This is a genomic window from Enterorhabdus sp. P55, from assembly GCF_009911695.1.
Classification (GTDB): domain Bacteria; phylum Actinomycetota; class Coriobacteriia; order Coriobacteriales; family Eggerthellaceae; genus Enterorhabdus.
In genome coordinates this window covers 1-14,586 of record NZ_QWKK01000058.1, presented here as the reverse complement: position 1 = coordinate 14,586, position 14,586 = coordinate 1, and the positions used below count along the sequence as shown (strand labels likewise).

The following is a 14,586-nucleotide window of genomic DNA, read 5'->3' as shown; positions in this document are numbered from 1 at the left end:
CAGCGCTCCTCGGGCCTGCGCGGCGAGCGCGCCCCGCGTCCCGAGCGCGACGCCGCCCAGCGCCCGGCTGAGGGCGACCCGTCGCGCCGTCGCCGGCGCCGCAGCCACCGCTCCGGTGCCGAGGGAGCGAAGGGGGGCGCGGAGTGAACGTTGACTACGCGCTCTTGACCGATCTCTACCAGATCACCATGGCCCAGGGCTACTGGGATGCGGGAAAGGGCCGCGAGGAGGCCTGCTTCTCCATGTACTTCCGCGACTACCCGTTCAAGGGCGGCTACGCGGTGGCCTGCGGCATGGCCCAGCTGGCCGAGATGGTGGAGGGCTATCGCTTCAGCGACGAGGACGTGGCCTACCTGGCCGGGCTCACGGCGCCCGGCGGCGGCCCGCTCTTTGACGAGGGCTTCCTCGGCTACCTGGCTGACTTCCGCCTGACCTGCGACATCGATGCGGTGCGCGAGGGCACCATCGTGTTTCCCCATGAGCCGCTCGTGCGGGTCACCGGTCCCATCATGGAGTGCCAGCTGCTCGAGACGGCGCTGCTCAACTGCGTGAACTTCCAGACGCTCATAGCCACCAAGGCGGCGCGCGTCTGCCTGGCCGCCGGGGACGCGCCCGTAGCCGAGTTCGGCCTGCGCCGCGCCCAGGGCCTGGGCGGGGTGTGGGCGAGCCGCGCCGCGGTGGTGGGCGGGTGCGCCTCCACCTCTGACGTGCTGGCCGGGCGCCTCTTCGACATTCCCGTGTCGGGCACCCACGCGCACTCCTGGGTGATGTCCTTCGACGACGAGCTGACCGCCTTCCGCGAGTACGCCCGCATCTTCCCGCGCAACTGCGTGCTTCTGGTGGACTCCTACGACGTGGAGCAGGGCGTGCGCAACGCCATCACTGTGGGGCTTGAGATGCGCGAGCGCGGCGAGCGGCTGGCGGGCATCCGCATCGACTCGGGCGACCTGTCATGGCTCGCCAAGATGGCGCGGCGCATGCTCGACGAGGCGGGGCTCGACGACTGCGGCATCGTGCTGTCCAACGATCTGGATGAGCACACCATCAAGTCCATCCTCGACGAGGGGGCGCCCGTCACCTCCTGGGGCGTGGGAACCAAGCTCGCCTGCGCCTTCGATCAGCCTACGCTCGGCGGCGTCTACAAGCTGGCCGCCGTGCGCGAGCCGGGCCAGGAGGCGTGGACGAACCGCCTCAAGATATCCGAGTCGGCCGCCAAGCTCACCACGCCGGGCGTGCTCGACGTGCGCCGCTACTACCACGACGACGGCCGCATCGCCGGCGACATGGTGTTCGATGTGACGCGGCCCGTCGACGGACGCGAGGTGATCGTGGACCCGGTGGACGACTTGCGCCAGAAGCGGCTGGCCGGCAAGCGCTATGAGACGCTGCTCACGCCGCTTGCTCGCGGCGGCAGGGCCGTGCTCGCGCCCGAGGACCGCTCGGCCATGGCGGCGCGCGAGCGTGCGCGGGAGGGGCTGGCCACCCTCGATGAGACCCAGAAGCGCATGCTCAACCCGCACACGTACCCCGTGGGCCTCGAATACGGATTGTTTGAGCGCCGTCGCGAGCTCGTGGCGTCGCTGCGCGGCATCATGTAGCATAATCGGCGAAACCGGAAACGCGCCCGGGCGGGCGCAGCGCCCGAAAGGACGGTCATGATCAGGATCATCACAGACTCGGTTTCCTCCATCCCGGCGGACGTGGCCGCGGGACGTGGCGTGGAGGTGGTCACCCTCTACGTCAACCGCGCGGGCACCGAGTACGCGGACGCCACCATGGACCTTGACGCGTTCTACGCCGACATCCACGCCATGGTCGACGACATCCCCACGTCGAGCCAGCCCTCCCAGGCGGTGCTCGAGGAGCTCTTCGAAGAGGCGGCGCTCGCCGGCGATGAGGTGCTCGGCGTGTTCATCTCCACGGGGCTGTCGGGTACCTTCGAGGGCGCCGTGCGCGCTGCCCGGGCGGTGAAGGCTCGCAACCTGGACTTCCGCTGCATCCTCATCGACTCGACCTCCTGCGGCTATGACGAGGCGTGGCCTGTCTTCGACGCCGCGGACGCCCGCGATGCCGGGGATGACCTGGCTGCCTGCGCGGCGGCGGTGCATCGCGGCATCGAGTCCACGCGCTTTCTGTTCACGCCCGAGTCGCTCACCTTCCTCAAGGCGGGCGGGCGCATCGGCGGGGCGGCGGCGCTGCTCGGCAACCTCATCCAGATCGTGCCCGTGCTCACCGTCACCGACGGCACGACCGCCACGCTCGCCAAGGTGCGCACCCGCAAGAAGGCGCTCGCCCGTATCGTCGACACGCTGCGCGAGGACGTCGAGGCCCATGGGCTCAAGCGCATCGTCGTGCACTACATCGGCGACAAGGCCCCGGCGGTCCAGTGGGCGCGCGAGGCCATCGAGCCTCTGGTCGGGCGCGCGGTGGACGTGCTGCCCGTGAGCCCGGTCATCGGCGTGCACGTGGGCCCGGCCGTCGGCATCGTCTACGAGTGCATGAGCGAGATCGTGGGCAAGATCACCGGCGGCGCCGCAGCCGAGCGCGAGCTGGTCTTATAGCCCCGCCGGGCGTGCCCCCGGCCGCCTTCTGCGATACGTTCTGAGAAGAAAGAGGAGAGCTCCCCTATGCCCCAGTGCAACCTGATCATCGACTCGTGCTGCGACCTGCCCTTCGAGCTGGTCGATCGCGAGGGCGTCTACCTGCTCGGATTCCCCTACATCATGGATGGGGAGACCTTCGAGGACGACCTGTTCCGCTCGCGCACCGTCGAGGAGTTCTACACGGCCATGCGAGAGGGCGCCGAGCCCTCTACCTCCCAGGTGTCCATTCCGGCGCTCACCGCGGCGTTCGAGGCCGCGGCGGCCTCGGGCGTCCCCACGGTGTACCTCTGCTTCTCGAGCGGGCTGTCCGGCAGCTACGACGCGGCGGTGCTCGTGCGCGACCAGGTGGCCGCCGCCCATCCCGAGGCCGAGCTCTATGTGGTCGACACCCACCTGGCCTCCGTCGCCGAGGGGCTTCTCGTCTACGAGGCGCTCCAGCAGCGCGAGAAGGGCCTCACCGCCGAGGAGATGGTGCGCTGGGCCGAGGAGGCGCGTTACTTCGTGAACGAGGAGTTCATGGTGGATGACCTGGACGCGCTGCGGCGCGGCGGGCGCATCCCCGCCTCGGTGGCCGTGGCGGGCGCCGCGCTCGACGTGAAGCCGCTGCTCGTCATCAGCGCTGATGGGACGCTTTCGCTGTCGGGCGTGGCACGTGGCCGCAAGAAGGGTATCCGCGCGCTCGTCGACTTCTACGCGAAGCACGTCGCGCCGGCGGGGTCGGCCCAGTGCGTGGTCATCGGGCATGCGGACGCGCCCAAGGACGCGACGCGCCTGAAGGACCTGCTCATGAAGGAGAACGACTCCGCCCTCGTGCTGGAGTGCAACATCGGCCCGGTCATCGGCAGCCATGTGGGGCCGGGAATGGTGGCCGTGGTGTTCTGGGGCGGCGATAAGCGCGAGGAGCTTTCCGTGGCCGACCGCATCGCCCGCAAGGTGAAGGGAGGCAACTAGCCATGACGACGGGATACGCCTTTCGCGGCAGCGAGCGCCTGATCGAAGCCGTGGCCGAGCGCCTGGCCGAGGCCGGCTACGCGCCGGTGGAGGACGTGGCGGCGGCCGAGGTCGTGCTTACGTTCAGCACGACCCAGCGCGAGCTAGAGGACCTCTACTTCGGCGACGGCGGCTTCGTGCAGTTGCTCGCGCCGGGTACGCTGCTCGTGGATCTGAGCGCCACCACGCCGGGCTTCGCCCGGGAGCTCAACGCCGTGGCCACGGTGAGCGATCTGGTGATGGTGGAGGCGCCGCTCGTGGTGGACGACCTCGCGCGCGCCGACTCCTTTGCGCGGGAGAACCTGAGCTGCTTCGCCGCCGGCGAGGGCGATGCGCTGAATCGGGCAGCCCCGCTGCTCGAGGCGCTCTGCGGCACCGTGCACGAGGTGGGCACTCCCGGCGCCGCCCAGCTTGCGCGCGCGGCGTTCACCATGCAGGTGGCTGCCCAGGTGGTGGCCGCGGTGGAGGCCGACGCGCTCTACCGCGCGGTGCGCCGCTCGCCGGCTGGGTCAGGCCTGGGCGATATGCGTCCTGGCGCGCTCTCCGCCGCCGGCGTCGCTGTGATCGAGGCTGTGGACGCGGGTCGCTTCGAGGGCGCCTACACGGTGGAGATGCTCATGGCCGAGCTCTCCGCCGCGCTCATGGCCGCTGATGACGCCGAGCTCATCCTGCCCCAGGCCGAGGCCGCCATCCACCTGCTCGAGCTGCTGGCCGTCATCGGCGGCGCCGACAAGGCGCCCGCGACGCTCGCGCTCGTCTACGGCGAGGAGTCCGCCTGCGCCGAGCACGGGCTGGATTGGACGCGCGCCGAGCAGGCCTACGGCCAGGCAGCGGGCGAGGATGACGGCTGGGATGCCGTCGCCGCCGACGATGAGTGGCCCGAGAACTGGGAGGACGGCTTCGACTACACGTCGAACTAGGCCGGGGGAGCCTTCGGCCATGGCGGCGGCGTGGGGGCCGCCTGCGCCGGCGTGCCGCGGGGCGCGGGGCGCGGGGATCGTGCGCCTGGCGCTGGGGGCGCGCGGCGCTTTTACGCGTCGTTTTGGTGGGGGAGCCGGGCAGTGCGGGCGCGGCCCCGCGTCCTGCGTCGCTGGCGGGACGTGCGCGATGCCGGGTGTCGCAGGTGCCTGCGCGCGGCGCAAGACGCTTGGCATCGAGGGGGCGGGATGCGGGTGCGGCCCGCGTGCCTGTGACGCTGCGGGATGCGGGGCCGACCGCCTGTGGCGTGCTCCGATGCGATCGGGTTGGCGGGGGGGGGTCGTGCGCGGGCGGGCCGCCCGCGGTTGGTGAGGAGCCTTATGTCATCTGATGCCGTTCTTCTTCCTACGTCGTGCGAGCTTTGCCCGCGACGCTGCGGCGCGAACCGCGCGGCGGGGGAGCGGGGCGTGTGCGGCGCTGCCGATGAGGTGCTCGTGGCCCGAGCGGCCCTCCACTTCTGGGAGGAGCCGCCGCTCTCGGGCGAGGACGGCTCGGGGACGGTCTTCTTCTCCCACTGCCCGCTCGGCTGCTCCTACTGCCAGAACGGCCCTATCGCGCGGGGCGAGGCCGGTGCGCCGGTGAGCGTCGAACGCCTGGCTGGGCTCTTCCGCGACCTTGAGGCGCAGGGGGCGCTCAACGTGAACCTGGTGACGGCAACCCACTACGCGCCTCAGGTTCGCGCGGCCGTGTCGCGCGCGCGGGCGGAGGGCTTGGCGCTGCCCGTCGTCTGGAACACGAGCGGATACGAGACGCCCCAGGCCGTGGCCGCCAACCGCGGCACGGTTGACGTCTACCTGGCTGATCTCAAGTACGCCGATGCTGCCCTCGGCGCGCGTTACTCCCAGGCTCCCGACTATCCCGCAGTCGCCCTCGCGGCCCTCGATGCCATGGTGGAGGCGGTCGGTTCGCTCGCCTTCGACGAATGCCATGGCCAGGAGCGTCTTGTCGGCGGCGTCATCGTGCGCCACCTCCTGCTGCCGGGCTGCCTGGAGGACTCGAAGGCTGTCGTGCGCCTTGTCCACGAGCGCTACGGGGACGCCGTGCGCCTCTCGCTCATGAGCCAGTACACGCCGGTGCTGGCCACTGCCGCCGCATCTGGCGACGATGGCGCCCGTCGCATCCTCGACCGCTGTCCCGAGCTCGGGCGCACCGTCCCGCCCGAGGACTACGAGACCCTCCTCGACTACGCGGATGAGCTGGGCGTCGAAGACTACTACTGGCAAGACGGCCCTGCCGCCGCGGAGAGCTTCATCCCTGCCTTCGACCTCACGGGCCTGTAGCTGACTTTCTCCTTTGTTAGACTTAGGTAACTTTGTGAGGTAGAGGGTTGTCGGGCAGGGGTGTATGGGGGGCTTTTCGCTCGCCGCCCCGAGTCTCGGCCTCGTCCGCGGGGCGCCGTCTTCGAAGGGCGTACAGCGGGCGAGGCGCCTTGTAGCCCCGTTGCCGGCGCCGCCGAACCGGGAGCTCCTCCGTCGGGACGTGCTTGCTGTGCATGAGATTGCTTTTGCGTTCCAATAGGGATCGCCTGCTGCAGGGGGGTGTTTCAGGGTTCGCCTCTATTGGGCGCGCCTGCTGCGCCGGGAGTCGCTCCGAGCCCCTTCTCCTCCCTGGGTGTGCTTGCTGTTTTGGAGGGAAGGTCGGCTTGGGGCCCTAGTAAGGGCGCGACTGCTGCGCCGGAACCCGTTCCGAGCTCCTCCCTCTCCCCGGGCGCGCCTACTGCATGGGTCTGCGTCTTGCGATTGCTGCGCTGCGTCCGCAGTCGTGGGATTGCCTATGACGCCGTGCGGTGCTTCGCACGCGCTGTTTGGCCTGGTGTTTGCCTACGTGTTCTCTGAGATCGCGCTCTCCTGCTGCGTTTTCGCTGCTTCTGCTGTTGTCCGAGGCCTCGGGTCTTGTTTTCTGTCCTTGCGTCTGTTCGCGTGCCTGTGCTGCCGGCTCTCGTTTGGCGGCGTTGCGATGTTTCACGTGAAACATTCGTTTGCCGCAACGTGTCTAGCGAAGGGGCGTCTTCTGCCGCGTCTCTCGTTACGCTCGTGCGATGCCGAGAGCAGAGCGTGCTGCGGGCTTCCCGAGGCCCCTGTCTTGTGCGGGATGCTCCGGGGTGTCCCGGTATGCGCGTGAAGCGGGCCGCATGGGCGAGGGCCGTTGAGGACGGCGTGACGGATAGACGGGCGCGACGCAGCAGACGGACGCGTCGCGCCCAAGGGGTGCCGTTATGCGCGGCACGCAGTGTGCGGTGCCGGAGGTGTGGCGCGGACGGGTCGCGATGCTCGGCGGGGTCGCTCTGGGGGGCGTCGATCGGGGTGCCGCTCTGCGTGGACAGCGTCGCTTGCTGGGGTCGCTCTGGGGGGGGGCAGCGTCGATCGGGGCGCCGCTTTGCGGGGACAGCGTCGCTTAGGGGCGTCGCTTTGCGGAGGACGGCCTCGCTCGGGGAGCCGCTTTGCGGGGACGGCGTCGCTCGGGGTGTCGTCGTGCGACGGGGTGTCGCCGTGGGCGGCGCGCAGGGATGGGCCTATCGCGTCGGGTTCGCGCCTCCCGGAGGGTTTCGCGCGATCCGGCGTCCGGAGGGCATCGCGTGTGGAATCGACGCCTGAGGGTACGCATGATTCGGCGCCCCTGCCTTCCTGGGGGAGGGTACCGCGCGGTCCGGCGTTCGGTGCGAGGGTATTGCGCACGGCCCGGCAGCCGGGCCTATCGCGTCGGGTTCGGTACCCCTCGTCGGGGTATCACTTGCGGGTTCGACATCCGGGGACGTCGCGTGCGGGTGCAGCGTCGGCAGCGTCCCCGTCAGGTGGCCGCAGCGCGACCTGAGGCCCTGCATCGCTTGGAGCGTTGCGTTCTCGGCGGGGCGTCGTGCTGAGTCGCCGAGCCTGGTGGGCTGCGCGTGCAGGACGGGGCTCCGCTGACGCGGCCTTGCCGCAGTGGCGGGGCTTTGGGGCTAGCGAGCAAGGGCGGGGAGCTCCTCTTGCATCTCGGTGAGGTTTCTCCAGAAGCGCTTGGGCATGAGGCGTTGGCGCAGTTCCGGGTTGTAGCGCGACTCGACGGAGACGGCGCGGTAGAAGCGTCTCCAGGCATGCTGCATGGTCGCCTCGTCGGCGGCGCGGTCGGGGAGCATGGGCTCGGGAAGGCCCTCGGTGCGCACGAGCGACCAGCCCCTTCCCTCATAGACGCCGGCAAGGTGGTGCGCCTCGTCATAGATAAGGAAGGGCTGCGTGTTGAAGCGCCCGGCGAAGTGATCCATGACGAGGGGGAGGGCGTTCGCCTTGGGATTGCACCGTGCGAACCACAGGCCTCCTTCAAGGTGCTCGAAGCGGGTGAACTGAAGCAGGTGCTCCTGCTCGACGAACACGGTGCGTGCCAGCTTGAACACCGGCTGCACGGCGGGGTGGGAGAGATCCGAGGTCATGGCGCCTCGCACGCGGGGGCAGTGCGTGCCTCCGACGCGTCCCGTCGGGTTAGCTGCTCCTGCGCAACGGGATCGACGACGACAGCGCGTGCAGGAGCGTTGGACGTTAAGATCCATTCCGTGGCGAATGTAGCGGTAGACGGCCGTTGCGGCTCCTGCCTCGTCGGAGAGCGCGGCGCGTGTCGCATAGGCGAGCGCCTTGGGCCCGCAGGCTTGGCGGAAGCCCGTGCGCACCCGCTCGGCGTGACCAGGGTGCGTGTCTATCTCCACGACGTGCTGTCCCAGGCGCACCTGCGCCGCTTCTCCCGACAGTATGTCTGAGGGATCCTCATGCCGGGCATAGGAGGCGAATACTGCGGAGAACAGCCCCTCCAAGCTGCCGTCAAACTTATACGCCAGCTCGTCGTAGAGCTCCACGGCTCCTGTGCCGGGGATTGAACCTTTCGCGCTAGGAGTCGCTCTTCGCACGTTGGGCGACGCGCCTTTCGTGCCACCTGCGCCTTCCTTCTCGACGGATGCTTCCTCTCTCGCGTAGGGGGACATTGCCCCTGCGTTAGCATCGACGGGCCTATCGTTTAGCCCGAGCGCCAAACGGGTCGCATCGACGAGCATGCTCTTCGCGTTCACAGCGGCAGTGTCGGGCGCCTTTGGTGACGGGGTCGTGCCGTCAGGCGATGCCGCGCTGTGGGGGCACCCGACGCTGCTAGGCAAGGCTGTTCTGGGGGTGTTTCTTCTCGTGCTCATGCGAACAGCATCTCCGGGGTGGGCTTTGAGGGCGTTGCCCCGGCGCTCGCTGACCGGGCGTCGGGGCTGGCGGGAGCCCTTCTCCTTCCACGTGAGCGGAGGCGTTTCTCAGCGCCCGCTCCCGGGGTATCTGCCAGGCCGCTCCCGCAAGGGGATGGCGAGAGAGCTGCGTCACCGACGATGGTGCCGCCCGGCATGCTTCCGAGGGCCTCTCGTTCGCACGCTTTCGCCCTCCGTGCGTCCCAGTAGTTCGATTCCGCAGTGCGCCCTGCCCCCTTGCCGAGGGCGGCTTTGGGCCCCTCGCCGCGAATGGCGGCCTTCTCGGGGGTGTCTACCGATTCGAAGAGGCTCAGCTGGCCGGGGATGGTCTTGTCGGCGCGCCGGCCGTGTCGTCCTCCCTCTGGGGGCGCGGCGAGCTGGGCGCGCAGCGCCTCGCGGGTGAAGTCAACGCCTTGCCCGGCATAATGCCCGTCGCAGGTGATGAACAGCCGCGCTCGCTTATAGGCGATGCCGAGCTTGCGAAGCGTGTCTTCCCGCAAGGTGGCGTGGCGGCGAGCGCGCACGATGAGCTTGGCGCCACGCACGCCGATACCCGGTACGCGCAGGAGCGTCTCGTAGGGGGCGGTGTTCACCTCGATGGGGAACTGCTCGAGGTGATTGAGGGCCCAATTCGCCTTTGGGTCGACGAGCGGGTCGAGGAAGGGGTTGCGTGCCTCGATGACCTCGTCGACGTCGAATCCGTAGAAGCGCAGCAGCCAGTCTGCCTGGTAGAGCCGATGCTCGCGGTTGAGCTGCACGGCATCGGTGGCGGGCAGTCGCGCGTCGTCGTTCACGGGCAGGTAGGCGCTGAAGAATACGCGTCGCATGCCGACGGAGCGGTAGAGGGATGCGGCCAGGTTCAGGATGTGATGATCGCTCTCCGGTGAGGCGCCGATGATCATCTGGGTGCTTTGGCCGGCAGGCGCGAAAGCGCGCGTCTTTCGCTTGGGGGCCACGGGCGTGAGATAGGTCGTGCGCTTGCCCATGAGGGCGCGCGTGTCGGCGTCCTCCGCCATGGAGGCCATGATCTGGCGCATGGGGGAGAGGATGCTCGTGCGCGATTTGTCTGGCGCAAGCCGCTTGAGGCTCTGAGCCGAGGGCAGTTCGAGGTTCACTGAGAGGCGATCGGCCAGGTGCCCCAGCCTGTCAAGCAGCTCTGGCGAGGTTCCGGGGACTGCCTTGGCATGGATATAGCCGCGGAATCGATGCTCGTAGCGCAGAATCTCAAGTGTCTGGATCATGAGCTCGGTGGTGAAATCGGCGTTACGGATGACGCCGGAGCTGAGAAACAGTCCCTCGATGTAGTTGCGTCGGTAGAATCCGATGGTGAGGTCGGCCAGCTCGCGCGGCCGGAAGGCCGTTCGAGGCACCTCCTCGTTGCTTACGCGGTTCACGCAGTAGGCGCAGTCGCAGACGCAGACGTTGGTGAGGAGCACCTTGAGCAGCGTGATGCAGCGACCATCGGCGGAGAAGCTGTGGCAGATTCCGGCCTGGCTGACCGACCCGAGCGACCCTTTGCGCGCGCTGCGGCTCGCACCCGAGGAGGTGCAGGCCACATCGTACTTTGCCGCATCGGCCAGTATCTCGAGCTTCTCAGCGACGTCCACGGCTCGACCTCCTCTTTATAGCGTACGCTTGTGCTAACGAATATCTGTTTGCTATACTATCGAACAAACATTCGTCCGTCAACAAGAATCTTGGAAGGAGTCAGCTATGGGCAGGGGCCGGGAATCGCCGGAAAAGAAAAGGCCAGAGACGCGCTCTGGCCGGGGATGCGTGGAGCCAGTGACAGGAATCGAACCCGCAACCCACTGATTACAAATCAGTTGCTCTACCGTTGAGCCACACTGGCGAAGGCGGTTGAACCGCGTCTGCGTATTGTACGACAACGCCAGGGGATAGGGAAGCGCGCCGAGCGGCTAGCGCTCCTCGGCTAGGACGTCGGCGCTCAGCTCGGCGGTGAGGGTGTCCACACCCGCCCCTGCGGTGGGGGCTTCGGATCCAAGAACGCGGGCGCCGCGGGCCAGCACGGTATCTGCGCCCGACCCCGCGGCAGGGGCTTCGGGGCTCGCCGCGTCGCTGGCGTCCGCGCTCCTCGCGCGCAGGCGCGCGCCGAGCGCCGAGTCCGGAAGCCACTCGCTGACGAGCACGGCGGCGAATATGAGGGAGAACCCCGCCACCATGGTCGCGGTGAGCACCTCGCCGAGCAGGAGCACAGAGAACAGCACGCCGAATACGGACTCGAAGCTGAGCAGGAGCGCGCCTGAGGAGGGGCTCACATGCACAAGCCCCAGGTTCTGCAGCAGCAGCGCCGCGCAGGTTGCGGCCAGCACCAGGTAGGCGAGGTTGCCGAGCACTGACGGGTCGGCCAGCAGCGCCGCTGCGGGGGCCGGCTGCGCGAGCGCGCCGACGGCCAGGCCCAGAAGGCCGCACACGACGAACTGGATGGCCGTGAGGGCCACCATATCGCGCCCGCCGGCTAAGTGGGACGTGGCCACCACGTGGAAACCCAGGAACACGGCCGAGCCCAGGGTCATCGCCTCGCCGACGCCGAAGGACAGTCCGTCGCCGGCCGGCAGGGACACGAGGGCGATGCCGGCCAGGCACAGCACGCCGGCGCCCAGGTTGAAGGCCGAGGGCCGGCACCGCATGACGAGCCACGCCTGGAACGGCACGAGCACGCAGTAGGTTCCCGTCAGAAACGAGCTGCGCGCGGCGGTGGTGGCCGTGAGGCCGCCGGTGTTGAGCAAGTAGGCGCAGCCGATGAGCACGCCGAGGAGCAGTCCCGCGCGCCCGTGGTCGGCCAGGCGACCCGCGCGCGCCAGGCGCGCGAGCCGCGGGGCGAACAGGATGCAGAAGATGATCCCGGCCGAGAGGAAGCGGATGCCCACGAGCCACAGAGCGGGAAACTCGCCCACCGTACCTTTGATGACGACGGTGCCCAGGCCCCAGATGGCGGCGGCCAGGAGCAGCAACGCGCCGTAGAGCCGCGCCGTGCGGCGGGGCCCCAGGCGAGAGGAGTCTGTCGAGAAATCAGCCATAGGTGGCAAGCCTAAGGGCCGCGCGCCGAAAGGGCAACACCTGCCCGCGTTCCCTCAGGTGAATCCACAGCCTGCCCATGTTCGGTCGCCTTCGCTAATATGGAGCCTCTGTGCAGAACCTTTGGGGAAACAGGCAAGGTTCGCGCACTTCTCGTACAAAAACGTCACTTTGGGCGAAAAGGCAACAAAGGCGCCTCTGAAGTGGCTATACTGCTAAAAGTTTGTGCAAGCGCGGGTAGCCGCGAGAGCAGACGACCGCCCGATTGGCCGGGCGGCCGCGCCGTGAGGGATCGCGGCGTCGTCTAAGGAGCCTCGAGCCTTGTTTGATTCGCTGATGTCGCAGGTATCGTTCGTGGAGGTCTTCAACTTCTGCGTCTTCATCACCTTCACCATCTGCTACACCTACCAGCTGTTCTATGTGCTGGTGGTGCTCACCCGCAAGGCGCCCCGCCACGTCGCCAAGCGCAACCACCGCTATGCCGTCATGGTGGCCGCCCGCAATGAGAGCGCGGTCATCGCCGACCTCATCCACTCCATCAAGGTGCAGAACTACCCGGCTGAGCTCATCGACGTCTTCGTCATCGCCGACAACTGCACCGACGACACGGCCGAGGTGGCCCGCGAGGCCGGCGCCATCGTCTTCCCGCGCAGCAACGACAAGCTGGTGGGGAAGGGCTACGCCCTCGACTACGGCTTCAAGGCCATCCGCGAGCAGTACGGCGAGCGCGGCTACGAGGCCTACTTCGTCTTCGATGCCGACAACGTGCTCGACGTCAACTACTTCCGCGAGATGAACGCCACCTTCGATTCCGGCGCCAAGGCCTCCACCTCCTACCGCAACTCGAAGAACTACGGCTCCAACTGGATCTCCGCCGGCTACGCCGTGTGGTTCCTGCGCGAGGCGAAGTTCCTCAACCAAGCGCGCCTGACCCTCAACACCTCCTGCGCGGTGTCGGGCACGGGCTTCTTCATCGCCGCCGACATCCTCGAGGAGGCGGGCGGTTGGAAGTGGCACCTGCTCACCGAGGACATCGAGTTCTCCGCCTCGTCCATCGCCGCGGGCACGCGCATCGCCTACTGCCCCACGGCCATCCTCTACGACGAGCAGCCCATCACCTTCCGCGATTCGTGGAATCAGCGCTTCCGCTGGGCCAAGGGCTTCTACCAGGTGTTCGCGCACTATGCCGGCAGCCTCGTGCGCGGTATCGCCGTCAATCCGCGCGGCTATCGCTTCGCCTGCTACGACATGCTCATGACCATCGCCCCGGGCATGCTGCTGTCCATCATCGCCATCCTGTTCAACAGCATCATCATCGTGCTCGCGCTCACGGGCGTCATGTCGGTGGGCCAGACGGTAGCCAGCTCGCTCTCATCCATCTTCTTCTGCCTGTTCAACTACCTCATGTTCATGTTCGTCTTCGGCGTGCTGACCACGTTCGTGGAATGGGACTCTATCCGCTCCACCACGGCGAAGAAGATTCGCTACATGTTCACCTTCCCCCTGTTCATGCTCACCTACATTCCCATCGCGCTCATCGCTTTGGTGAAGAAGGCCAGCTGGAAGCCCATTCGCCACTCCATCTCGGTGGACGTGAGCGAGTTCGCCGATGCGGCGGATCGCGAGCGTGCCTAGGGCGTGCGGCGTCGCCAGGCGAGGCGACTGGAACCCAGAGCGGGAACAGCGGCCGGCTCCCTCGGGGGCCGGCCGCTTTCGTATTCGGGGCGAACTTCGGAGAAGGGTGCGGCTTGCGCAAAAAGTGACGGTTTTGCACTCGTGAGAGCGGCGAAAGGGCCCCCTTTGCCGTAAGCCTTGTTTTGTCATCAGGGAAAACGCTGCGGTGAGAGGCCGTTTCCGTCGCGAGATGGGTGCAGAACCGCTCGAATCTGCTGACACCATCCCTCTTTTTCGAGGTTGTCGGAGAGCAGGGCTGCGGTCAGGCCCGGGCGAAGGTGAGCGCATAGACCCGGGGAGCGCCGGCGGCGATGAGGGCGTCGGCCGCGGCGCAGAGCGTGGCTCCGGTGGTGCAGACGTCATCAGTCACGATGACAGGCCCCTCGACCGCCTTGGGCAGCGCCGAGAGCGAGCCGGCCATGTTGGCGCCGCGGGCCGCGCGGGTGAGCCCGCGCTGGTCGGCGGAGCGCGGACGACTGAGCAGGCGGGCGCAGGGAAGGCCGAGCCTTTGGGCGACGCCCTCGGCCAGGAGCGCGCCGTGGTCGAAGCCGCGCCGACGGCAGGCGGCAGCCGAGGCGGGCACGAAGGTCACGGCCTGCGCCTCGTCGAGCCAGGCTGGCGGAACGCAGGCGGCCATGCGCCCGGCCATCACGTCTGCCAGACGGCGCTCGCCGCGATCCTTGTAGGTGACGACCACGGCGCGAGCCGCCTCGTCAAGCGCGACGGCGCTCGCCGCCTGGGCGAGGGGGAGCGTCGTACGTCCGGAGGCTCCGAGCGTCACCGGGTTGCACTCGCAGCACTGGAGGCGGCCCCAGGGCGCCCCGCACCGCGGGCAGGCGGCCCACCAGTCGATGGCGGGCAGCGCGCGGGCGCACTGGTCGCAGAGAACCTGGCCCGGGGCGTCGCAGACGGCGCAGCGCGTGGGCCAGAGCGTCTCGACTGCCGCGTCTCGCACGAGGCGCGCGAGGGCGCGGCCCGGCAGCTCGGGGGAGGAGGGGCGGCGCGCGTCGGCGCGGTCTGCGGGAGCGAAGGCGGTCATGCCGCCACCCTAGGCGCCCCCGGCGACGGGCGGTCTGCGATGAGGCGGCGGGGCGGGCGCGCACGGCGCCTCCG

10 protein-coding genes and 1 tRNA gene are annotated in these 14,586 nt (G+C 68.6%); 6 read left to right on the top strand and 5 right to left on the bottom strand.

The features are described 5' to 3' along the window. The first annotated feature begins 143 nt into the window (after positions 1 to 143). From D1643_RS06875 to D1643_RS06855, 5 genes are all read left to right on the top strand, one after another. On the top strand, positions 144 to 1,598 hold the full coding sequence (locus D1643_RS06875) for a nicotinate phosphoribosyltransferase (RefSeq protein ID WP_160709923.1): 1,455 nt from the start codon (positions 144 to 146) through the stop codon (positions 1,596 to 1,598). Positions 1,599 to 1,655: 57 nt separating this feature from the next. Further along, positions 1,656 to 2,561 carry a DegV family protein gene (locus D1643_RS06870; protein ID WP_160709922.1) on the top strand — a complete coding sequence of 302 codons (906 nt, stop codon included), beginning with the start codon at positions 1,656 to 1,658 and terminating at the stop codon, positions 2,559 to 2,561. A 66-nt stretch (positions 2,562 to 2,627) separates the two neighbouring features. Next, positions 2,628 to 3,554: a DegV family protein gene (locus D1643_RS06865; protein ID WP_160709921.1), complete on the top strand. Its 927-nt coding sequence runs from the start codon at positions 2,628 to 2,630 to the stop codon at positions 3,552 to 3,554. Positions 3,555 to 3,556: 2 nt separating this feature from the next. Then, on the top strand, positions 3,557 to 4,513 hold the full coding sequence (locus D1643_RS06860) for an NAD(P)-binding domain-containing protein (protein ID WP_160709920.1): 957 nt from the start codon (positions 3,557 to 3,559) through the stop codon (positions 4,511 to 4,513). A 378-nt stretch (positions 4,514 to 4,891) separates the two neighbouring features. Beyond that, the gene (locus tag D1643_RS06855) at positions 4,892 to 5,851 is read left to right on the top strand and encodes a 4Fe-4S cluster-binding domain-containing protein (protein WP_160709919.1); all 960 of its coding nucleotides are present in this window, start codon (positions 4,892 to 4,894) and stop codon (positions 5,849 to 5,851) included. 1,658 nt (positions 5,852 to 7,509) lie between these two features. Here D1643_RS06855 and D1643_RS06850 read toward each other — a convergent pair. The 4 genes from D1643_RS06850 to D1643_RS06835 form a co-directional block, all read right to left on the bottom strand. Beyond that, on the bottom strand, positions 7,510 to 8,394 hold the full coding sequence (locus D1643_RS06850) for a TIGR03915 family putative DNA repair protein (RefSeq protein ID WP_370520313.1): 885 nt from the start codon (positions 8,392 to 8,394) through the stop codon (positions 7,510 to 7,512). A gap of 323 nt (positions 8,395 to 8,717) precedes the next feature. Further along, positions 8,718 to 10,367 carry a putative DNA modification/repair radical SAM protein gene (locus tag D1643_RS06845; protein ID WP_160709917.1) on the bottom strand — a complete coding sequence of 550 codons (1,650 nt, stop codon included), beginning with the start codon at positions 10,365 to 10,367 and terminating at the stop codon, positions 8,718 to 8,720. Between the two features lie 170 nt (positions 10,368 to 10,537). Further along, positions 10,538 to 10,612, bottom strand: a tRNA-Thr gene (locus tag D1643_RS06840). Positions 10,613 to 10,679: 67 nt separating this feature from the next. Then, complete coding sequence (locus D1643_RS06835; RefSeq protein WP_160709916.1) at positions 10,680 to 11,801, bottom strand: DMT family transporter; 1,122 nt, start codon at positions 11,799 to 11,801, stop codon at positions 10,680 to 10,682. Positions 11,802 to 12,120: 319 nt separating this feature from the next. Between D1643_RS06835 and D1643_RS06830 the strand changes: the two genes are divergently transcribed. Then, a complete protein-coding gene (locus D1643_RS06830; RefSeq protein WP_236643439.1) occupies positions 12,121 to 13,434 on the top strand; it encodes a glycosyltransferase family 2 protein in 1,314 nt (437 codons plus the stop codon). 301 nt (positions 13,435 to 13,735) lie between these two features. Here D1643_RS06830 and D1643_RS06825 read toward each other — a convergent pair whose 3' ends face one another. Next, on the bottom strand, positions 13,736 to 14,512 hold the full coding sequence (locus D1643_RS06825) for a ComF family protein (RefSeq protein ID WP_160709915.1): 777 nt from the start codon (positions 14,510 to 14,512) through the stop codon (positions 13,736 to 13,738). Between the last annotated feature and the right edge of the window lie 74 nt (positions 14,513 to 14,586).